The 24,628-nt window shown below is 71.6% G+C and carries 3 protein-coding genes; all 3 read right to left on the bottom strand.

Annotation, left to right across the window (positions count from 1 at the left end; all coding sequences use genetic code 11):
- A partial coding sequence (locus A37U_RS0132345; protein ID WP_020500827.1) for a type I polyketide synthase occupies positions 1 to 12,533 on the bottom strand: 12,533 nt, incomplete at its 3' end.
- A gap of 32 nt (positions 12,534 to 12,565) precedes the next feature.
- On the bottom strand, positions 12,566 to 16,927 hold the full coding sequence (locus A37U_RS0132340; protein WP_020500826.1) for a type I polyketide synthase: 4,362 nt from the start codon (positions 16,925 to 16,927) through the stop codon (positions 12,566 to 12,568).
- Between the two features lie 150 nt (positions 16,928 to 17,077).
- The coding region (locus A37U_RS0132335) for a type I polyketide synthase (protein ID WP_020500825.1) at positions 17,078 to 24,628 on the bottom strand (7,551 nt) is incomplete at its 5' end.

Raw genomic sequence — 24,628 nt, 5'->3', positions numbered from 1 at the left:
ACCGGCAACAACCCGGCAACCTCATCAAACGCCGCCGCAAACACCGGAAATGCCTGGTACAACCCCGATCCCATCCCGGCACGCTGCGAACCCTGACCCGTAAACAAAAACGCGGTGCCGCCACCGAGTGCCCGTCCGGAGACGATCGACGCACTGTCCACATCGGAGGCCAGCGCGTCGAGCCCGGCGCGCAGCTCGGTATCCGAGCTGCCGAGCACGACGGCCCGTCGCTCGTGCGCGGTCCGGGTCGTGGCGAGTGACCAGGCGATGTCCACGGGCTCACCCTCCACAGTGGAGAGCCGGGCCGCCTGTTCCCGCATGCCCTCGGCGCTGCGGCCGGAAACCAACCAGGGCACCAGGACCGGATCGGCGAGCTCGCGCGGTGCCACGGGTTCCACGGGCGCCTGTTCGAGGATCACGTGCGCGTTGGTGCCGCTGATCCCGAAGGAGGAGACGGCCGAGCGGCGGGCCCGCCCGGTCTCCGGCCAGTCGCGCCCTTCGGTCAGCAGCGCGACGTCCCCGGCCTCCCAGTCCACGTGCGGGGTCGGTGCACTCGCGTGCAGCGTCGGCGGGAGCACTCCGTGCCGCATGGCCTGCACCATCTTGATGATCCCGGCGACGCCCGCTGCCGCCTGCGTGTGCCCGAAGTTGGACTTCACCGAACCGAGGTAGAGCGGTTCGGCATCGCGGGCCCGGCCGTAGGTCGCCAGCAGCGCCTGCGCCTCGATCGGGTCGCCGAGCGTGGTGCCGGTGCCGTGTGCCTCGACGGCGTCCACGGTCGAGGAGTCCACGCCCGCCGAGTTCAGCGCCGCCCGGATCACCCGCTGCTGGGACGGGCCGTTCGGCGCGGTCAGGCCGTTGGAGGCGCCGTCGGAGTTCACCGCGGAGCCCTTGACCACGGCGAGCACCCGGTGCCCGTTGCGCCGGGCGTCGGAGAGCCGCTCCAGGGCGAGTATGCCCGCGCCCTCGGCCCAGCCGGTGCCGTCGGCCTCGGCGGAGAAGGACTTGCACCGTCCGTCGGCGGCCAGACCGCGCTGCCGGGAGAACCCGATGAAGGTCTCCGGCGTCGCCATCACCGTGACACCACCGGCGAGCGCGAGCGAGCACTCCCCCGAACGCAGTGCCTGCATGGCCCAGTGCAAGGCGACCAGCGAGGAGGAACACGCCGTGTCCACCGACACCGCGGGGCCCTCGAGCCCCAGGATGTAGGCCACCCGCCCGGAAAGGACGCTGCCCGAGGTCCCGGTGCCGAGGAAGCCCTCCACGTCATCGGGCACATCGCCGAGCCGGGTGCCGTAATCGTGGTACATCACCCCGGCGAACACACCGGTGGCGCTGCCCTTGAGCGAGACCGGGTCGGTGCCGGACCGTTCCAGGGCCTCCCAGCAGACCTCCAGCAGCAGCCGCTGCTGCGGATCCATGGCCAGCGCCTCGCGCGGGGAGATACCGAAGAACTCGGGGTCGAAGTCACCGGCGCCGTGCAGGAAGCCGCCTTCGCGGGTGTAGGTCTTGCCGGACCGGTCCGGGTCCGGGTCGTAGATCCCGTCCACGTCCCAGCCGCGGTCCTCGGGGAACCGGGTGACGCCGTCCCGGCCGCCGGACACCAGATCCCACAACTGTTCGGGGGACGCGACCCCGCCCGGGTACCGGCAGGCCATACCGACGATGACGATCGGATCATCGGCCACCCGCGCGGTACTCACCGAGGGGGTGGCGGGCGGCTCGTCCGCGTCCAGCAGTTCGGCGAGCAGGAACGCCGCCAGCGCCCGCGGGGTCGGATGGTCGAAGGTCAGCGTCGCGGACAGGCGCAGGCCGGTGGCAGTGCTCAGCCGGTTGCGGAACTCCACAGCGGTCAGCGAGTCGAACCCGAGATCACCGAACGCGCGCTCGAGCTCGACCGCTTCGGCGCTGGGGTGGTTCAGCACGAGCGCGGCCTCGGTGCGGATCAGTTCGCTCAACAACCGGATCTGCTCGGCGGACGGCAATCCGCTCAGCCGCTTGCGCAGATCATCGGCCCCGGCCTCGTCCACGGTGCGTCGGCGCGGGGCGCGGACCAGGCCACGCAACACGTGCGGAACCTCGCCCGCGTTCCGCAGCGCGGGCAGGTCAAGGCGGGTGGCGACCGGGCACGGATCCTCACCGAACGCGAGACGGTCGAACAGCTCCAGTCCGGCCTCGACGCTCAGCGCCGAGATACCGGCCGTCCCGGCCTCGCCTTCGGCCATACCGGTTTCCCAGAGGCCGTAGGCGATCGAGGTCGCCGCGAGTCCCGCGGCACGGCGCTGCGCGGCGAGACCGTCGAGGAACCCGTTGGCGGCCGCATAGTTCGCCTGTCCGGGCGCGCCCAGGGCACCCGCGATGGAGGAGAACATCACGAACAGGGCCAGGTCGTGGGTGAGCTCGTGCAGGTGCTGCGCGGCGCGCGCCTTCGGTGCCGCGGTGGTGGCGACCCGTTCCGGGGTCATCGCGGCGAACACACCGTCGTCGAGCACCCCGGCCGCGTGCACCACACCGGAAAGCGGGTGCTCGACCGGGACCAGGGCGAGGGCGGACTCCAGCTGCGCGCGGTCGGCGACGTCGCACGCGGCGAAAGTCACCTCGGCGCCCCGTTCGGTCAGCTCACGGCGCAGCTCCTCGGCACCGGGCGCCTCGCCACCGCGGCGCCCCACCAGCAGCAGATGGCGGACGCCGTGCCGGTCCACGAGCCTGCGGGCCACCTGCGCGCCGAGCCCGCCGGTGCCGCCGGTGATGAGCACCGTGCCCTCCAGGGTCCAGTCCGGCCCGGCCGTGGCGCGGGATCGGGCCAGCCGGGGCACCCGAGGGCCGTCCTCGGTGAAGGCGATCTCGGGTTCGCCGGTGGCGGCGGCCGCGGCGCGATCACCCTCGCCGTGCACCAGAACCAGGCGGTCCGGGTACTCGGCCTGGGCACTGCGCACCAGGCCCGCAACGGCGGCGTGCACCGGGGAATCCCCGGGCAGCTGCACGACGATCCGGTCGTCCCCGGCGAGCCTGCGCTGCAATTCGGCGAGCGTGTCCTCGACCGAATCGGCCGCGTAGACCTCGATTTCCGGGGCGTCCGCGGGCAAGGCCACCGGGATCCAGGAACGGGTGAACACCGCGTCCCCGGTTCCACCGGGCAACGGTGCGTCCGCGATCGGGCGCAGGCTCAGCGCCGACGCGGACAGCACCGGCCTTCCCGTTCCGTCGCTGACCGCCAGGGAGAAGCTGTCCGGCCCTGCCGGGGTGAGCCGCGCCCGCAGGGCGCTCGCGCCGGTGGCGTGCAACCGCAGTCCGCTCCAGGAGAACGGCAGCCGTGCGGTGCCACCGGTGAGGCCGACGGCGTGCAGGACCGCGTCGAGCAGCGCCGGGTGCAGCCCGAATCCGGTGACCTCGGTGTGTTCCGGGAGTGCGACCTCCGCGAAGATCTCCGCGCCACGGCGCCAGGCCGCGCGCAGACCGCGGAACGGGTCACCGTAGTCGAGCCCGGCCTCGGTCAGGGTGGCATAGATTCCGTCCAGCTTCACCGATTCGGCACCGGTGGGCGGCCACTCGGTTTCGGCGGCCGGTTCCCCCTCCGCCGGAACCAGCGAACCGCTCGCGTGCGGTTCCCACTCGGCTTCGGCGTCCTGTGTGCGGGAGTGCACGGCGAGGGCACGGCGGCCATCGTTGCCGGGGGCGGAAAGCGAGACCCGCAGTTGGACGGGTGCCGCGCCGAGGACCAGCGGGGCATGCAGGATCAGTTCCTCCACCTCGCCGCAGCCGGTTTCGTCCCCGGCCCGGACGGCGAGTTCGGCGAACGCGGTCCCGGGCAGCACGACCGCATCGCGTACCCGATGTCCGGCCAGCCAGGGCTGTTCTTCGAGGGAGAGTCGCCCGGAGAGCACCAGCCCGCCGTCCTCGGGCAGCGCGACCGCGGCGCCCAGCAGCGGATGATCGAGTGCACCGAGACCGAGCGCGGTGGCGTCCCCACTGCCCGGAGTCGGCAGCAGCCAGTACCGGTTGCGCTGGAAGGGATACGTGGGCAGGGCGGTCCGCTGTGCCCCGCTGCCCGCGAAGTACCGGGTCCAGTCGACCGGTGCGCCCGCGGCGTGCACGGCACCGAGCGCCGACACCACGGCGCGCTGCTCGTCCTGGTCCTTGCGCAGGGCCGGGACGAACACCGCCTCCGGCGCGGTCTCGGCACCCATCGCGGAGAGCACCGCGTCCGGGCCGAGTTCGAGGAACGTCGTGGCACCATCGGCGGACAGGCGTCCCACCGCGTCGGCGAATCGCACGGGTTCACGGACATGGGTGACCCAGTACCCCGGATCGGACACATCGGCACCAGCATCCACCGTGGACACGAACGGAATCCGCGGCTCCGCAAAACTCAAACCACGCACGACCTCGCCGAATTCGGCGAGCATCGGCTCCATCAACGCCGAATGGAACGCATGCGACACCTCGAGCCGTTTCACTCGGCGATCCGCGAACCGTTGCACCACCGCGAAAACCGCACTGTCCACACCGGACAGCACGATCGAATCGGGCCCGTTCACCGCAGCCAGCGAAACCTCCTCGGACAGAAACTCGGCCACCTCAGCCTCACCGGCCTGCAAAGCGACCATCACCCCACCCTCAGGCAACGCCTGCATCAACCGGCCACGCGCCTCCACCAGCTTCGCCGCATCCGCCAGAGACAAAACACCCGCAACGTGGGCTGCCGCGATCTCCCCGATCGAATGCCCGGCCACAAACTCCGGCCGAATACCCCACGACTCCACCAGCCGATACAACGCCACCTCAAGCGCGAAAATCGCGGGCTGCGCCACCCCGGTCCGATTCAAAATCTCCGCATCACCGAGATCCCGCACCACCGGCAACAACCCGGCAACCTCATCAAAAGCCGCAGCGAACACCGGAAATGCCTGGTACAGCCCCGATCCCATCCCGGCACGCTGCGAACCCTGACCCGTGAACAGCGCCGCGAGGCGGCCGGTGACCGCCCGGCCGGTGACGATGTGGGGACCGCGGCCGGTTTCGGCGAATGCGGCGAGTTCGGCCCGCACCGCGGCGGCGTCCGCGCCCAGGATCACCGCGCGCCGTTCGTGTGCGGTGCGTGCCGTCGCCAGTGACCAGGCCACGTCGAGAGGTTCGGCGGTGAGCTCGGCGAGTTGCGCGGCCTGGGCCCGCAAGGCCTGTTCGGACCGCCCGGACAGCACCCACGGCAGCAGCGCGGGCGGTGCGGTCTCCCGCTCCTGTTCCGGTTCGGGAACTTGCTCCAGCACCACATGGGCGTTGGTTCCACTGAACCCGAAGGAGGACACACCGGCCCGGCGCGGGTGCTCGCTTTCCGGCCACGGCTGGGCCTCGGTGGTCACCCGGATGGCCCCGGCCTCCCAGTCGACCTGTGCGGAGGGAGCGTCGACGTGCAGGGTCGCGGGCACGACCCCGTTGCGCATCGCCTCGATCATCTTGATCACCCCGGCGACGCCCGCCGCGGCCTGGGTGTGGCCGAGGTTCGACTTCACCGAACCCAGCAACAGCGGTTCCGCACGGTCCCGGCCATAGGTCGCCAGCAGGGCCTGCGCCTCGATCGGGTCACCGAGCCGGGTTCCGGTGCCGTGTGCCTCCACGACATCCACGTCCGTGCCGGAGAGTCCGGCATTGGCCAGTGCCTGGCGGATCACCCGCTGCTGTGCGGGACCGTTGGGCGCGGTGAGACCGCTGGAGGCGCCGTCCGAGTTCACCGCGGAACCCTTGAGCAGCGCCAGTACCGGGTGCCCGTTGCGCCGGGCGTCGGAAAGCTTCTCCAGCAGCACGAAGCCCGCGCCCTCGCCCCAGGCCACGCCGTCGGCGCCGTCCGCGAATGCCTTGCAGCGCCCGTCGATCGCCATCGCGCGCTGTTTGCTGAAGTCCACGAACGGATCCGGGTTGGCCATGATCGTGACCCCGCCGGCAAGGGCCAGCGAGCATTCCCCGGACCGCAGTGCCTGGCTCGCCAGGTGCATGGCGACCAGCGAGGAGGAGCACGCGGTGTCCACCGATACCGCCGAGCCCTCGAAACCGAAGGTGTAGGCCACCCTGCCGGACATCATCGATCCGGAGGTTCCGGTGCCGAGCAGCCCCTCGACCTCCTCGGGAATCGTGGTCAGCCGGGAGGCGTATTCGTGGTAGATGGCACCGGTGAACACGCCGGTATCGCTGCCACGCAAGGTTTCCGGCCGGATACCCGCCCGCTCGAAGGCCTCCCACGCGATCTCCAGCAGCAGCCGTTGCTGCGGGTCCATGGCCAGCGCCTCGCGTGGCGAGATACCGAAGAATTCCGCGTCGAACTCGCCCGCCGAGGGCAGAAAACCGCCGGTGTGCGGATGCGAGACCCCTTGCTTGCCCGGGGTCTGATCGAGCAAGGTGGCCAGGTCCCAGCCGCGGTCGGCGGGGAATTCGCTGCGGCTCTCACGCCCCTCGGCCACCAGCCGCCACAGCTGCTCGGGAGTGTCCGCGCCTCCGGGGAAACGGCAGCTGGTCGCGACGATCGCGATCGGCTCCTCGTCATCGGCGATGCGGGCGCTGGTGCCGGGGCCGGACGCGAGCTCGCCCACCAGTTCCGCACGCAGATAACCGGCGAGCGCGACCGGTGTCGGATAGTCGAAGATCACCGTGGACGGCAGCCGCAGTCCGGTGGCGGAACCGAGCCGGTTGCGCAACTCGACCGCGGTCAGGGAATCGAATCCGAGATCCATGAAGCCGCGGCCGGGCTCGACCGTGGCCGCCGTGACATGCCCCAGCACCAGCGCGACCTGACTGCGGACCAGGTCCAGCAGCTCGCGGTCCTGTTCGGCCTCGGTGAGCGAGGCGAGCCTTCGAGTGAACGAGGAATCCTGTCCGCCGCCGCGCTGCGCGGTGCGGCGGCCCGGTTTCACCAGCGCGCCGAGCAGCGGGGGCAGCGGCTCGCTCGCCGCGCTCGCCGCCAGCACCGGTTGGTCGAACTTCATCGGCACGGCCAGTGCCGGACCGGCGGCCAATGCCGCGTCGAACAGGGCGAGCCCCTCCTCGACGGCCAGCGCCGGGGTGCCCGCGGAACGCAGCTGGGCCAAGTGTGTCTCGCCCATCGCCTCACCCATACCCGCTGCCCACGGGCCCCAGGCCAGGGACTGACCGGACAGACCGCGGGCCCTGCGATGCGCGGCGAGTGCGTCGAGATAGGCGTTGGCCGCCGCGTAGTTGCCCTGTCCGGGGGCACCGAGCACCCCGGCGGACGAGGAGAAGGTGAGGAACAGATCGACGTCGCCGGTCAGCTCGTCCAGATGTCGTGCGGCGTCCGCCTTCGGACCGAGCACGTAGTCCAGCCGTTCCGGGGTGAGCGCGTCGATCAGGCCGTCGTCGAGCACCCCGGCGGCATGGATGACACCGGTCAGCTCGACCCCGTCGAGCAGCGCGGCCACGGATCCGCGGTCGGCCACATCGCAGGCGGCCACCTCGACCTCGGCGCCCAGTTCGGTGAGTTCGGCGCGCAGCTCGGGAACCCCGGGCGCATCCGGGCCACGGCGGCTGGTGAGCAGCAGCTTCCGGACCCCGTGCGACTGCACCAGATGTCGTGCCAGCAGCGCGCCCAGTCCCCCGGTGCCTCCGGTGATCAACACGGTGCGCGCGGGATCGAGTGCCCGCGGCATCGTGAGGGCGATCTTGCCGATGTGCTTGGCCTGGCTCAGGAACCGGAACGCCTCGGGCGCCTCCCGCACATCCCAGGACCGCACCGGCAGCGGGGACAGCGCACCGGATTCGAACAGCTCGGTCAGGGCGGCCCACATCTGTGCGATCCGCTCCGGACCGGCGTCGATCAGGTCGAAGGCACGATAGGTGATGCCCTCGGGCTCGCGGATGTCGGTCTTGCCCATCTCCAGGAACCGCCCGCCCGCGGACATCGTGCGCAGTGACGCGTCGACGTACCCCCCGGCCAGCGCGTTCAGCACGACGTCGATTCCGGTGAACCGGTCCCCGAACGCCAGCGTGCGGCTCGAGGCGATGTGCTCCTCGTCCAGCCCGGCCGCACGCAGCACGTGCTGCTTTCCCTCACTGGCCGTGCCGTAGATCTCCGCGCCGAGATGTGTGGCCAGCTGGGTGGCGGCCATGCCGACTCCTCCCGCGGCGGCATGGATCAGGATCGACTCCCCCGGACGCAGACCGGCGAGGTCGACAAGCGCGTAGTAGGCCGTGAGGAACACCAGCGGGGTGGTCGCGGCCTGCTCGTAACTCCACTCCCCCGGTTTGCGGGTGACCATCGGCCGTTCGGCGACCGCAACCGGTCCCGCCCCACCGGAAACCAGGCCCATGACCTCGTCCCCGGGACGCAGATCGGTGACCTCCGCGCCGACCGCGAGTACGGTTCCGGCGAACTCGCTGCCGAGCAACCCCGCTTCGCCCGGATACATGCCGAGCACGTTGAGCACGTCCCGGAAGTTCAGCCCGGACGCGCGAACGGCCACCCGCACGCCCAGTGGGCCGAGCGGTTCCTCCTCGACCGGTTCCAGGATGAGCTGATCCAGCGTTCCCTTGCCCGCCATGCCAAGGCGCCAGGCACCGGGCGGGGGCTGCAGCCGCCCGGCCGATTCCGGGGTGACCAGTCGCGGCGCGCACAGCTCGCCCTCGCGCACGGCCAGCTGCGGCTCCTCGGCGGCCAGGACCGCGTCGGTGAGCTCATCGGTGTCGGCGAGCCGGAACCGGCCGGGGTGCTCGGACTGCGCGCTGCGCACCAGTCCCCACACCGCTGCCGCCACCGGATCCAGCGCCGCGCCGGTGGTGTGGACGAGCAGCGTGGAGCCGGTGAACCGCGGTTCGGCGAGGAACGTCTGCAGCACGTCCAGGGTTTCCCCGGTCAGCGCGCGCACATCCGTACCGGCGGCGCGGTGCACGACGACCTCGGCGGACTCGGGCCAGTTCGCCCACCCCGGAACCCGCTCCCCCGGAGTGACCGGCCGCCACGCCACCTCGTGCAGCCCGTCCCTGGTCGCGGACGGCCGGAGCTGACCGGCCGAGACCGGGCGCACCACAAGGGATCCCACGCTGGCCACCGGCGCACCGGTGCCATCGGCGACCCGCAAGGTGACCGCGTCGGTACCGGACGGGGTCAGCCGGACACGCAGCTCGGCGGCACCGGAGGCGTGCAATTCGACGTCGTTCCACGCGAACGGCAGCCGCGCCGGACCGTCCCCGGAGGCCAAGGCGTGCAGCGCGGCGTCGAGCAGCGCGGGGTGCAGGCCGAACCGGGATGCCTGCTCGCGGACGCCCTCCGGCAGGGTCACCTCGGCGTAGCTGTCTCCTTCGTGGCGCCAGAGCGCCCGCAGGCCCTGGAATGTCTCGCCGTAGTCCAGGCCCGCCGCGGCCAGCTCCGCGTACCGGCCATCGAGCGGCACGGATTCGGCACCGGAGGGCGGCCACTCGGTCAGTTCCCAGTCCGGAGACACCGAGGACGCGGACAGCGATCCGATGGCGTGCAGCGTCCAGTCCCCCGCGCCGTGCGGTCGGGAGTGGACGGTCAACCGCCTGCTTCCGGACTCGTCCGGTTCGCCCGCCCACAGCTGTACCTGCACCGCGCCGGTTTCCGGCACCACCAACGGGGTTTGCAGGGTCAGCTCGTCCAGGGCGGCGAGCCCGGTCTCGTCGGCCGCCCGCACGGCCAGCTCGACGAGAGCGGTGCCGGGCACCACGACCTGACCGTGCACGACATGTTCGGCCAGCCAGGGGTGGGTTCGCAGGGACAGGCTGCCGGTGAGCAGCAGCCCGTCGGCGTCGGCGACCGAGACGACCGCGCCCAGCAACGGATGTTCGGCCGAGCCGAGGCCGAGACCGGCCGCGTCCCCGGTTCCCGCGGTGGCGGGCAACCAGTAACGCGCGCGCTGGAACGGATAGGTGGGCAGCTGCACGGGCCGCGCCCCGGACAGCATCTCGGCCCAGCGGACCGTGCCACCGTGCGTGTGCACCGCGGCCAGCGCCGCGACAAGAGTCTCGGGTTCCGGCCGGTCCCGGCGCAGGGCGGGAACGAACAGGCCGTCCGCGCATTCCTGGCCCGCGGCCGAGAGCACTCCGTCCGGGCCGAGCTCGAGGAACCGGGTGACACCGGCCCCGGCCAGCGCGCGCACCCCGTCGGCGAACCGCACGGCTTCCCGCACGTGCCGGACCCAATAGCCGGGATCGGTGATCTCGTCCGTGTCCGCGATCCGCCCGGTGACATTGGAGACCAGGGCGATCCTCGGCGTCCGGTAGGTGATGCCCGCGGCGACCGCGCCGAACTCGGCGAGCATGTCGTCCATCAGGGCGGAGTGGAAAGCATGCGAGACGGACAGCCGCTTCGTCCGCCGCCCGCGCTCGGTGAATCCGGCCTGCACCCGCCCGACGGCGTCCGCGGTGCCCGAGACCACGACCGCACGCGGGCCGTTGACGGCGGCGATATCGGCTCCCGGCGGCAACGCGGCCCGCACCTCGTCCTCTTCGGCGTCCAGCGCGCACATCGCGCCGCCGCCGGGCAATGCGCTCATCAACCGGCCACGCGCGGCCACGAGTTCGGCCGCGTCCTCCAGTGACCACACCCCGGCCACGTGCGCGGCGGCCAGTTCACCGATGGAGTGGCCGATGAGGAAGTCCGGGACGACACCCCAGGATTCGATCAGCCGGTAGAGCGCGACCTCGAGCGCGAACAGCGCCGGCTGCGCGTTCCCGGTGTCCGCCAGTTCCTCCTCCGCCGCACCCTCGCCGAAGACGAGCTCGGGAACCCCCGGCAGCAGTTCGCAGACCTCGTCGAAGGCCGCGGCGAACACCGGATAGGCCGCGTAGAGCTCCCGCCCCATGCCGATCCGCTGGGACCCCTGCCCGGTGAACGCGACCGCGAGCTGCGCCGCGCCGTTGGCCTCGCCGAGCACGAGACCGGGAGCGGGCGAACCCTCGGCGAGAGCCGCGAGCCCGGAGCGCAGTTCCTGCTCACCGGTGCCGAACACGACTGCGCGATGCCCGAGCGTGGCCCGGGTCGCGGCCAGTGACCAGCCGATGTCGACGGGCGCGCCCTCGGCATCCAGCAGGGCGCGCGCCTGCTCGCGCAGGGCGGCATCGGTGTGCCCGGACAGCACCCACGGCACGACCGGTGACGGTTCCGCAGCGGCCGCGCCCGGTTCCTCGACCGCGGGCGGCTGTTCCAGCAGCACGTGCGAGTTCGTGCCGCTGATCCCGAACGAGGACACGCCTGCCCGGCGGATGTCGCCCGCCGACCACGGGCGGGCGGAGGTGAGCAGTTCGATCGTGCCGGTGCCCCAGTCGACCTGGGCGCTCGGCGCGTCGATGTGCAGGCTGGCGGGAAGCCGCCCGTGCTGCAGGGCGAGGACCGTCTTGATCACGCCTGCCACACCGGCGGCGGCCTGGGTGTGGCCGATATTGGACTTCACGGAGCCGAGCAGCAGTGGGCCGCGATCGCCGCGCTCGCGACCGTAGGTGGCCTGCAGTGCCTGCACCTCGATGGGGTCGCCGAGTGTGGTGCCGGTGCCGTGCGCCTCGACGGCGTCGACATCCTTGGCGGAGAGCCGCGCATCGGCGAGCGCTTGGCGGATCACCCGCTGCTGGGACGGCCCGTTCGGCGCGGTGAGCCCGTTCGAGGCACCATCTTGGTTGACCGCGGACCCCCGCACCACCGCCAGTACCGGGTGACCGCTGCGGCGGGCATCGGAAAGCCGCTCCAGCACGAGCATGCCCGCACCCTCACCCCAGGCGGTGCCGTCGGCCCCGGCGGCGAACGCCTTGACCAGACCGTCTCGGGCGAGACCACGCTGCCGGGAGAACTCGATGAAGGCGTCCGGCCCGGCCATCACGGTGGCACCGCCGGACAAGGCCAGATCGCATTCCCCCGCGCGCAGCGCGCGAACCGCGAGGTGCAGGGTGACCAGCGAGGCCGAGCACGCCGTGTCCACCGTGACCGATGGGCCTTCGAGACCGAGGAGATAGGAGATCCGTCCGGAAAGGACACTGCCCGAGACCCCGGTGCCGAGATAACCCTCGATACCTTCGATGCCCTTGGCCAGATCGCGGCCGTAGTCCTGGCCGTTGGTGCCGACGAACACCCCGGTACCGCTGCCGGTCAGCGAGCTCGGGTCGATTCCGCCGCGTTCCAGGGCCTCCCAGGAGGTCTCCAGCAGCAGCCGCTGCTGCGGATCCATCGACACGGCCTCGCGCGGCGAGATGCCGAAGAAGGCGGCATCGAAGTCCGCCGCGCCGTCGAGGAAACCACCCCGGTCGACGTAACTGGTGCCGAGATGGTCCGGATCCGGGTCGACGAGACCGCCGAGATCCCAGCCGCGGTCGGACGGGAATCCGGTGATCCCGTGTTCCCCGGCGCTGAGCAGCCGCCAGAACTGCTCCGGGGACTCGACCCCGCCGGGGAACCGGCACCCCATCCCGACGATGGCGATCGGTTCGGTGGCGCGCTCCTCGATCGCGGCCAGCCGCCCGCGTGTGCGCTGCAGTTCACCGGTTACCCGGGTCAGGTAGTCGCGAAGCTTGTCGTTCTCACCCACGGTGTCCCCACTCATCGGTCGCGGGCGCCCGGTCAGGCGCCGAGTTGCTTGTCAATGAAGGCGAAGAGCTCATCGTCGGAAGACGGCGCGAACTCCGGGCCGGTCAGCCGCGCCGCGAGCTCGCGCAGCCGCTCGCTCGCGCGCGCCCGCGCCTGCTCGTCCGGATCGGTCCGGTCCAGCACCGTTTCCAGGTTGTCCAGCAGGCCGTCGAGATCGCGCACCGGTGCCCCGCCCTCCGGCGCGAGCTCCTGCCAGAGATAGCCGGCCAGCGCGGCCGGGGTGGGATGGTCGAAGACGACCGTGGCGGGCACGGCCACGCCAGTGGCGGCATCGAGGCGGTTGCGCAGTTCCACCGCGGTGAGCGAATCGAAGCCCAGCTCGGTGAACGGCCGGTCCGGCCCGATTCCGCTGCTGTCCGGATGGCCGAGCACGCGGGCCACGGTGTCCCGCACGAGCCCGAGCAGCATCCTGCGCTGTTCCGGTTCGATCAGCCCGGCCAGGCGCTCCCGCAGGTTCGTTTCCGGTTCCGGCGCGCCCTTTCCGGACTCCGGGCGCGGCAGTTCGGCCAGCATCGGGGCGTTCCGGAAACCGTCGAAGAATTCCGGCCAGTCGAAGTCGGCCACGGTGACTTCCGGCTGTCCCGCGGCGAGTGCCCGGACGAACTCCTCGGCGGCCGCCTCGGGCGCCATGGCCCGTAGTCCCTTGCGGCGCACCTCCTCGTCGATCGCCCCGGCCATTCCGCCATCGGCCCATGGGCCCCAGGCGATGGACACGGCGGGAACCCCATCGGCGCGCCAGCGGCGAGCGAGCGCGTCGAGTTCGGCGTTCGCTGCGGCATAGGCCGCCTGGCCGCCATTGCCGAGCACGCCCGCCACCGAGGAGAACAGCACCAGGGCGTCCAGATCGTGGGTCAGCTCGTACAGGTTCCGCGCCCCGGCCACCTTCGGCCGGGCCACGGAAGCGAACTGCTCGGCCGTCGCGTCGTCGAGCAGCGCATCGTCCAGTACTCCCGCGGCGTGCACCACCACACGCAGTTCCTCGAGCTCATCGATCACTGTGGACAGTGCGCCCCGGTCGGCGGCATCACAGGCGTGGATCGTCACCCGGGCACCCAGCTCGCCGAGTCGTTCGCGCAGTCCCGCGGCCCCGGGAGCGTCCGCGCCACGCCGGGACAACAGCACGAGATGCTGCGCACCTGCCCGGACCAGCCGCTCGGCCACCACCGCACCGAGTGCGCCCGTGCCACCGGTGATCAGTGCCGTGCCGGATGTGGTCCACTCCCGGCCCGTGCCTGCGGCCGAGACGAAGCGCCGGGCGTGGACCCCGCCGGAATCGATCGCCACCTCGTCCTCGGGTCCGCCGAGGACGGCGCGCAGTCGCGCGATGGCGTTCTCATCGGGCCGCACGGGCACGTGGACGCAGCCGCCCCAGCGGCGCGGCTGCTCGATGGCCGCGACCCGGCCGACCGCGGCCACCCCGGGGCGATCACCGATCGCGGCGCACCAGAGCTTCGCGGATGTGGACCGCAGCAGTTCGGCGAGCTCTGCGCCATCCACGGGGAAGGCGAGCACCGGGTCGTTTTCCGGGATCTCGTGCACCAGCGAGGCGCCGAGAGCCGTCGCCGCGGCGGCGGCCCACTCGTGACTCTCCGGGGCGTACACCGTCCAGCTGGCCTCGGGCACCGCGCCGGGTTCGATCGGTCGCCAGACGACCTCGTAACGCCGGTTCACCGTGTCGCCGCGTTCGACGGCGGCCAGCCAGAACCGGTCTTTGCGGAACGGATGGGTCGGCAGTTCCGCCCGGGTGGCACCGGTACCGGCGAAGATCCGTGTCCAGTCCAGCCGGACACCGTCCGCGAACAGCCGCGCCCGCGCGAGATCGGCGGCGTCGGCCTCGTCCTGGTCCTTGCGCTGCAGCGGAAAGAACCTGCCCTCGGCGACACATTCCGCACCGAGCGCGGACAGCGCGGCATCCGGGCCGATCTCCACGAATCGCCGGACGCCGCGATCGTGCAGCGTGCCGATACCGTCGGCGAACCGCACTGTTTCCCGTACCTGTCGCACCCAGTACCGCGGATCGGTCACCTCGGCGACCTCTCCGGTCAGGCCGGACACCAGGGGGATCCGCGGCTGCGTGTAAGTGACGCTCTCGGCGACCTCGGCGAACTCGTCCAGCATCTCGTCCATCAGCGCGGAGTGGAAGGCGTGGCTGACCGTCAGCCGGGTGGCGCGCCGGTCCGGAAAACCCTCGAGGACCGAGTTCACCGCGTCCGTTTCGCCGGACAGCACGAGCGAGGAAGGCCCGTTCACCGCGGCCACGCTCACCCCGCCGGGAAGTTCGAGTTCGCTTTCCGCCGCCTGCAAGGCCACCATCGCACCGCCCGAGGGCAGTGCACCCATGAGCCGTCCGCGAGCGGTGACCAGTCTCGCCGCGTCCTCAAGGGACCACACCCCGGCCAGGTAGGCGGCGGCGAACTCGCCGATCGAGTGGCCGAGCAGGAAATCCGGTGCCACGCCCCAGGAACGCAGCAGCGCGGCCATCGCGACCTCGAAGGCGAACAGTGCGGGCTGGGCGTTTTCGGTGCGCGCCAGCACATCCGCGTCCGTGATGCCCCGGATCTCCGGCAGCAGCGCGCACACTTCCGCGTGGGCGTCCGCGAACGCCGGGAAGCTCGCGGCCAGGCCGGTTCCCATATCCACCCGCTGCGCGCCCTGACCGGTACACAGGAACGCGAGCTTCCCGCTGCCCGCATGGCCGGTCACCACGCCCGAGGCGGTTTCCTCGCGGGACACCGCTTCGAGCCCCGCCCGCAGCTCGTCCTCTCCCGAACCGGTGACCACGGCCCGGTGCGCCCAGGCCGTTCGGGTGCTCGCCAGGGACCAGGCGAGGTCCCCGATCTCGGCCTCGCTCTCCAGCAACCGGCCCGCCAGCTCGGGCAGTGCGGCCTCACTGCGCGCGGAGAGCACCAGCGGGATCCGGTGCAGTGGACGGCGTTCCCGCGCCGGGTTCTCCGGTTCCGGGGCCTGGCGCAGCACGATGTGCGCGTTCGTACCGCTGATGCCGAACGAGGAAACCGCGGCCGTGCGGTTCCGGTCGGTCTCCGGCCAGTCCCGGTGCCGGATCAGCAGCTCGACCGCACCGGAATCCCAGGCCACGTGCGGAGACGGCGTTTCGGCGTGCAGGGTGCGCGGCAGCTGTCCGCGGCGCAGCGCCTCGACCATCTTGATGATTCCCGCGACCCCCGCGGCCGCCTGCGTATGCCCGATGTTCGATTTCACCGAGCCGAGATACAGCGGGGTTTCCCGCTCCCGGCCGTAGGTGGCCAGCAGGGTGTCGGCCTCGATCGGGTCACCGAGCCGGGTTCCGGTGCCGTGTGCCTCGACGACATCGACCTCCGAGACGGTCATCCGCGCGTTCGCCAGCGCCGCCCGGATAACCCGTTCCTGCGCGGGGCCGTTCGGCGCGGTCAGGCCGTTGGAGGCACCGTCGGAGTTCACCGCGGAACCGGCGACGACCGCCAGCACCGGATGTTCGTTGCGCACCGCATCGGAAAGTTTCTCCAGCAGCAGCACGCCCGCGCCCTCGCCCCATCCGGTCCCGTCGGCGGCGGCGGAGAAGGATTTGCACCGGCCGTCCGCGGCGAGACCGCGCTGGCGGGAGAACTCGATGAACGTGTCCGGCAGCCCCATCACGGTCGCCCCGCCCGCCAGGGCAAGGCCGCACTCGCCCGCGCGCAGGGCCTGTGCGGCCAGGTGGACGGCCACCAGCGAGGACGAACAGGCCGTGTCCACGCTGACCGCCGGGCCCTCGAAACCGAAGTTGTAGGCGATGCGCCCGGAGAGCACGCTTCCCGCGGTGCCGATCCCCAGGTAGCCTTCGACGCCCTCGGCGAGCTCGTCGACCCCGGATCCGTAGTCGTGGTACATGATCCCGGCGAACACGCCGGTCGCGCTGCCCGCCAGCGCGGTGATATCCAGCCCGGCGCGTTCGATCGCTTCCCAGCTCACCTGGAGCAGCAGTCGCTGCTGCGGGTCCATGGCCAGTGCCTCGCGCGGCGAGATACCGAAGAACGCGGCGTCGAACTCGGCGGCCTCGTGCAGGAAACCGCCCTCGCGCGCGTAGGAGGTCCCGGGATGGTCGGGATCGGGATGGAACAGTTCGGCCAGGTTCCAGCCGCGGTCGGCAGGGAACGCCGACACCGCATCGGTTCCCCCGGCGACCAGTTCCCACAGGGCCGCCGGTGACTCGACGCCTCCAGGATAGCGGCAGCCCATGCCGATGATGGCGATCGGCTCCCGCGTTGCCTCGGTGAGTTCCCGGTTGCGTGCGGCCAGCCTGTTGTTCTCCTTGACCGATTCCCGCAGCGCGGTGACCAGTTCGTCGGGGGTCGCCATCAGATTCTCCTGGCAGGGCGCGAGGGGCGGAGCTCCGGCATGGCCTCGATCCTGGGTGCGCGGGCCCGCGCGCAGGCGGCCTCTTCGCCATCCGGGGTCCACCTGGCGGTAACTGCTTGCCCATCCCGGACGGGGATCGGTTACCGGGGCTCAGTCACCGGAGGTGGACATGGCACGGTCGATCAGCTCGCCGACGTCGAGGGCGTCGATCGCCGCGGCATCCTCCCTTGCCGGGTCCTGTTCTGCGTGTTGGGCACCGTTTTCCTCGGTCAGCCGGACCAGGGCTTCGAGCACGCCGAGTTCCCGGAACCGGTCGATCGGCGCCTCCGCGAGGGCGCGGCGCAGCCGGTCCTCGTCGGGGAGTTCGATCTCCGGGAACAGCACGGCTTCCAGGTGGGCGGCGAGCGCGGCCGGGGTCGGGTGGTCGAACACCACCGTGGCTCCCAGGGGTTCTCCGGCCGCCGCCGCGAGCCGGTTGCGCAGCTCCACCGAGGTCAGGGAGTCGAAACCGAGGTCGGTGAAGGCGCGCTCCGGGGCCACCTCGGCCGCCGAGCCGAAGCCGAGCACCTGCGCGGTGTGTATGCGCACCAACTCGGCCAGCACCTCGGGACGGTCCGCAGGGGCCAGCGCGGTCAGGTCCGGCGCTACGGCGGCGGTACTCGTCGAGCGCCGGACCGGGAGCCGGACCAGGCCGGTGAGCAGCGCGGGCAGTGTCCCGGCACGCGCCTGTTCCCGGAGGCTCGCCACATCGAGCTTGGCCGCCACCGCGGCCGGGCCCGCGGCGAGATCGAACAGGGCCTCCCCCTCTTCCGGGGTCAGCGCGCCGAACCCGTCCCGCCGCATGCGATCGACGAGGGCGGGATCGAGCACACCGCCCATTCCCTCGGCCTCCCACAGCCCGTAGGCCACCGCCCTGGCCGGCAGCCCGTCCGCGTTCCGCTGTTCGGCGAGGGCGTCCAGGTAAGCGTTGGCGGCGGCGTAGTTGCCCTGTCCCGGCCCGCCGGCCACCCCGGAAAGCGAGGAGATCAGCACGAACTCGGTCAGTTCGCGATCCCGGGTCAGTTCGTCCAGGTACCGGGCGCCGTCGGCTTTCGGGGCGAGCACGCCGTCCAGCCGCTCTGTCGTGAGCGCGGTGACGATCCCGTCGTCGAGTGTCCCCGCCGCGTGCACGACACCGCCGAGATCGGGGATCGTCTCGAGGAGCGCGGCCACCGCCGCGCGGTCGGTGAGGTCGCAGGCCTCGACGCGGACTTCGGCACCCAGTTCGGTCAGCCGGTCGCTCAGTTCGCGGGCTCCGGGTGCCTCGAGGCCGCGCCTGCTGGTGAGCACCAGCCGCCGGATGCCGTGCTGGGTGACCAGCCGCTGCGCCAGCCGGGCACCGACCCCTCCGGTGCCGCCGGTGATCAGTGCCGTGCGAGCCGGGTCCCAGTCGGGTTTGCGGCCCGGTTCGGCGCGGACCAGGCGGGGGACCTCCACCCGGCCCGCATCGACCCGGACGCGGGGTTCCTGCACCGCGATCGCGAGGTCCACATCGGACTCCGCACCGTCGAGCAGCACGAACCGTCCCGGGTTCTCCGCCTGGGCCGAACGGACCAGGCCGGCCGCGGCCGCGTCGGCGGGGCGCGAACCGGTGAGCACGATCAGCCGGGAACCGGAAAACCTCGGCTCGGTGAGAAACCGTTGCAGCGCATCGAGAACGGTGTGGGTGACCTCCACGAGACCGCCTTCGGGACGGGGCAGGACGACGACCGGTGGCGGCTGCTCCCCGCAGTCCTCCCACCGCTGCCAGGGCACCTGGTTGACCGTGGGTGCGTCGACCGCCACGTGCGCGACACTGAACAGCGAACGGTCCTCGCCGCCGCGTAGCTGGGCTTCGGTGACCGCGCGAACGACCAGCGAACCGGCCGAGAGCACCGGAGCACCGGTCAGGTCGGCCACGTCGAGCGCGATCTCGCCGGGTCCGATGGGCCGCAGCCGGGCCCGGACGGTGGTGGCGGCGCTGGCGTACAGGCTGACGTCGGTCCAGCTGAACGGCAGTGCACCGGGCGAATCGCTGTCCAGGAACATGCCGTGCAGCACCGCGTCGAACAACGCCGGATGCAGACCGAAGCGGGCCGCGTCATCGTGGGCCTGTTCGGGAAGCGACGCCTCCACGTAGAGCTCCTCGCCGTGCCGCCAGGCCGCCCGCAGACCCTGGAACGGTTCCCCGTAGCCGAAACCGCGATCGGCGAGGTCCTCGTAGAACGTGCTCAGATCGACGGGTTCCATGCCATCCGGCCAGCCGAACCCGGAGCCGGGCGGTACCGTCTCGCCGAGCACTCCGGACGCGTTGAGCTCCCACACCTCGCCGGGAACCCGCGAGTGGATGCGCACGGCGGCCGAGGCGTCCACCGCGACCTGCAATTCGATCGCGCCGGTGGCCGGGATGACGAGCGGGGCGTGCAGTGTCAGTTCGGTCAACTGGGGCAGCCCCGCCTCGTCACCGGCGCGGATGGCCAGTTCGGCGAGCGCGGCCCCGGGCAGCAGGACGGTGTCGTGCACGGTGTGCCCGGCCAGCCACGGATGTGTGGCCAGGGAAAGGCGCCCGGTCAGCACGGTGCCGTCGTTCTCGGCCAGGTGCAGTCCGGCCGCCAGCAACGGGTGCCCGGGCAGCTCCAGTCCGGCCTGGCCGAGGTCGGCCGTCGCCGCTGGGGCAAGCCAGAAATGCTTGCGCTGGAACGGATACGTCGGCAGGTCGATCGCCCGGGCCCCCGGTAGGAGGCCGGCCCAGTCGACGGGGACTCCGCTGGAGTGCAGCTTCCCGATCGCGGTGACCAGCTGCTCCGGCTCGTCCCGGTCCCGACGCAGCGCGGGCACCACCACCTCGGCATCCACCAACGGAGACAGCACCGCATCCGAACCGATCTCCAAAAACTTCGCCACACCCCCATCCCGTAGCCGCCCGACAGCATCGGCGAACCGCACCGGCTCCCGGACATGGGTGACCCAGTACCCCGGATCGGACACATCGGCACCAGCATCCACCGTGGACACGAACGGAATCCGCGGAGCCGAGAACTCCAACTCCCCCACCACCGCAGCAAACTCGGTAAGCATCGGCTCCATCAACACCGAATGAAACGCATGCGACACCTCCAACCGCCTCGACCGGCGACCAGCAAACCGATCCACCACCCCGGAAACCGCACCACCCACACCCGACAACACAACCGACTCCGGACCATTCACCGCAGCCAACGACACCTCATCCGAAAGAAACCCGGCAACCTCAGCCTCACTCGCCTGCAAAGCAACCATCACCCCACCCCCAGGCAACGCCTGCATCAACCGCCCACGAGCCCCCACCAACCTCGCCGCATCCTCCAACGACAACACACCAGCCACATGCGCCGCCGCGATCTCCCCAACCGAATGCCCAACCACAAAATCCGGCCGAACACCCCACGACTCCACCAACCGAAACAACGCCACCTCAAACGCAAAAATCGCCGGCTGCGCCACCCCCGTCCGATCAAGTCGCCCAACATCCCGCACCACCGGCAACAACCCGGCAACCTCATCAAACGCCGCCGCAAACACCGGAAATGCCTGGTACAACCCCGATCCCATCCCGGCACGCTGCGAACCCTGCCCCGTAAACAAAAACGCCAACGAACCACCCGACACACGACCCACCACACCAGAACCCTCAGCCAGCTCGGTGAGTCCGGAGCGCAGGTCCCCGGTGATCACGGCACGGCGCTCATGCCGGGTTCGGGTGGTGGCCAGGGAGAACGCGACATCCATCGCGTCGGCGGTGTCGACCAGTGGCAGCAGCGCGCGGGCCTGCTCGGCCACGGCCGCATCCGTCCTGGCGGAGAGCACCCAAGGCGCGAAACCCATCGCCCGCGGCTCCGCCGGTTTTTCCTCGGGCACCTGTTCCAGTACGACGTGCGCGTTGGTCCCGCTGATCCCGAAGGAGGACACCGCACACCGGCGCGGCCGCCCGGTTTCCGGCCAGGCACGCGCTTCGGTGAGCAACGAGACCGCGCCGGCTTCCCAGTCCACCTCGCGGGACTGTTCCTCGGCGTGCAGACTGCGTGGCAGTACCCCGCGGCGCATCGCCTCGACCATCTTGATGATCCCCGCGACCCCGGCAGCCGCCTGCGTGTGCCCGAAGTTCGACTTCACCGAACCGAAGAACAGCGGATCATCCCGCTCGCTCCCGTAGGTGGCGAGGAGTGCCTGCGCTTCGATCGGGTCGCCGAGCCGGGTGCCGGTACCGTGCGCCTCCACCGCATCGACGTCCGATGTGGACAGTCCGGAGTTCGCCAGCGCCGCGCGGATGACCCGCTGCTGCGAAGGACCGTTCGGCGCGGTCAGCCCGTTCGAGGCACCATCCTGGTTCACGGCCGACCCCTTGACGACGGCCAGCACCGGGTGCCCGTTGCGCCGCGCGTCGGACAGCTTTTCCAGCACCAGCACACCCGCGCCCTCGGACCAGGCGGTTCCGTCGGCCGCGGCGGAGAATGACTTGCAGCGGCCGTCCGGAGCAAGCCCCCGCTGCCGGGCGAAATCCAGGAAGGTCTCCGGCGTCGCCATCACGGTGACGCCACCGGCCAGTGCCATGGTGCACTCTCCCGCGCGCAGTGCCCGGGCCGCGAGGTGCAGCGAGACGAGCGAGGAGGAGCACGCGGTGTCCACCGAGACCGCGGGCCCTTCCAGACCCAGCTGATAGGCGATCCGCCCGGAGAGCACGCTCGCCGAGGTGCCGGTGCCGAGGAACCCGGCCACACTGTCCGGCACGGAGGCGAGTTTCGCCGCATAGTCGTAGTACATGATCCCGGCGAACACACCGGTCGCGCTTCCCTTGAGTGAGACGGGATCGAGCCGGGCACGTTCGAGAGCTTCCCAGCTGATCTCCAGCAGCAGCCGCTGTTGCGGGTCCATCGCCAAGGCCTCGCGCGGCGAGATCCCGAAGAACTCCGGATCGAACTCTCCCGCATCGTGCAGGAATCCGCCGTGCCGGGTGTAGGTCTTGCCTGGGCGGCCGGGTTCCGGGTCGTAGAGCGCGTCCGCATCCCAGCCGGGCCGCTCGGGGAACGGGGAGATCGCGTCGGTTCCGGCGTCCACGAGATCCCACAGGCCCTGCGGCGAGCGCACCCCGCCGGGATACCGGCAGGCCATCGCCACGATCGCGATCGGCTCGTCGGACACGGCCCCCGGCGATTGGGGCAGGGTAACCTCCTGGTCCTCCCCGGACAGCTGGGCCGCGAGGAACCGGGCCACATCCACCGGTGTCGGGTGGTCGAACACCAGAGTCGCGGGCAGCCGGATTCCGGTCTCGGCGCTGAGTTCGTTGCGCAGCTCCACGGAGGTGAGCGAGTCGAAGCCGAGTTCGGTGAACGGCCGGGAGGATTCGACGCTTTCCGCGCCGGAGCGGCCGAGTACCGCGGCGACCCGGCCACGGACCAGTTCGGCGAGCAGCGGTTCGCGTTCGGCTTCGGGCAGCGCCGCCAGGCGGTTCGCGAGCCCGCCCGGTTCGGCCTGGCTCGCCGCCGTACGGCGCCTGCGCACCCGCACCAGGCCGCGCAGCAACGGGGAGATTTCGTTGTCCCGCGCGGTTTTCCGGGCACCGGCCAGGTCGAGCCGGGCCGGCACCAGCAGCTCGCTGCCCTCGGCAAGCGCGGCGTCGAACAGGGCCAGTCCTTCGGCCGGTTCCAGGGCAGCGAACCCGTCCCGGCCGATCCGCTCCCGGTCTGTTTCGGTGAGCCCGCTGCCCATGCCGTACCGCCACAGGCCCCAGGCCAGTGCCTGGGCCGGTTTGCCCGCGGCCCGGCGCCGGGCCGCGAGTGCGTCCAGGTAGGTGTTCGCCGCCGAGTAGGCGGCCTGGCCCGCCGATCCGGCCACCCCGGCGATCGAGGAGAACAGCACGAAGAAGTCCAGCTCGCCGGTGAGCTCGTCGAGAACCCCGGCCGCGGTGGCCTTGGCGTGGAACACCGGGGCGATCCGTTCGGGGGTGAGTTCGGCGAGCACCCCGTCGTCGAGGACACCGGCGGCGTGCACGACACCGGTCACCGGCGGCTCCGCGGCTTCCAGCAGGGTGCGTACCTGCGCGCGATCGGCGGCATCGGCCGCCTCGATCCGCACTGTGGCACCGAGTTCGGTGAGCTCCGCGGCGAGCGCTTCGGCACCGGGGGCGTCGAGTCCGCGGCGGCTGACCAACAGCAGCTGTCGTATCCCGTGCGTGCGGACCAGGTGCCGGGCCAGCTCGGCGCCGAGTCCGCCGGTCCCGCCGGTGATGAGCACGGTTCCGCTCGTGTCCACCACGGGGTCCTTCGGTACGGCCACGCGCGCCAGCCGTGGCGCGAAGAGTTCGCCGTCCTGGACGTGGATTTCGGGTTCACCGGTCGCGAGGGCCGCGGCGGCATCGGCGCTCGCCCCGCGCAGCAGCACGATCCGGCCGGGGTGTTCGGCCTGCGCGGCGCGGATCAGTCCTTCGGCCGCGCCGTGGGCGAGGGCGGAACCGGTGCGGACGAGCAGAGTCTCGTCGTCCTCCGCGGCGAGGAATTCCTGAACGGCCCGCAGCGATTCGGTCACTACCTCCAGTGGGTCACCGTCCGGGACGTCGAACACCTCGGCGGCGGACGGTTCGCCGGTTCCCCGCTGTACGGGCGCCAGTTCGACGCGATACAGCCCGTCCCGGGTGCGGGCCGAGGCGGTCCCGGCCGCGCGTACCTCGAGGGCGCCGATCGACGCGACCGGCGCACCCGCGGTGTCCATGAGGTCGAAGCTGAACGCGCCACCGGCATCCGGGCGGGCGTGCACGCGCAGCTCGGTGGCACCCCGGCTGTGCAGCGCCAGATCACGCCAGGCGAACGGCAGTGCGCCCGGATCCCCTCCGGTGACGGCGGTGGCCTGGAGCGCGGCGTCCAGCAGGGCCGGGTGCAGCCCGAAGCCGTCCGCCTCGCCCGGCTCGGGAAGAGCGACCTCGGCGAAGATCTCCGCGCCACGTGCCCAGAGCTGCCGCAGCCCCTGGAACACCGGTCCGTAGCCGAGTCCGGCGGCCGCGAGGCGCTCATAGGCGCCGTCGAGTTCGACCGCGGAGGCGTCCCGCGGTAGCCAGTCCGCGCCGGATGGGATCGTTGCCGGATTGCCGAGAGTGCCCGTCGCGTGGGTGGTCCAGGGAAGTTCGGGCAGCCGGGAATGGATGGAGACCGGGCGACGGTCGTGGTCATCTGCGGGGCCGATGACGACCTGCACCTCGGGCGCGGTCCCAGCTTCCAGCACCAGCGGTTCCTGCAGGACCAGCTCCTCGACGCCCGCGCAGCCGGTTTCGTCGGCCGCCCGGATGGCCAGCTCGGCGAAGGCGGTGCCGGGCACGAGCACTTGTCCGCCGACCACATGGTCGGCGAGCCAGGGATGCCGGTCGAGGGAGAGCCGCCCGGTCAGCAGCACGCCGTCCTGATCGGCCACGGACACCGCGGCACCGAGCAGTGGATGGTCCGCGGCGGCCAGTCCGGCGGAGGTGACGTCCGGAGCATCGTCCTGGGCGAGCCAGAAGTGTTCGTGCTGAAACGGGTAAGTGGGCAGCTCGGTGAAGCGACCGTTGTCCCCGAAATACGCCGCCCAGTCGACGGGGACTCCGCTGGAGTGCAGCTTCCCGATCGCGGTGACCAGCTGCTCCGGCTCGTCCCGGTCCCGACGCAGCGCGGGCACCAC

The organism is Sciscionella marina DSM 45152 (genome assembly GCF_000379465.1).
Classification (GTDB): Bacteria; Actinomycetota; Actinomycetes; order Mycobacteriales; family Pseudonocardiaceae; genus Sciscionella; species Sciscionella marina.
This window is presented reverse-complemented; position numbering and strand designations above follow the sequence as displayed.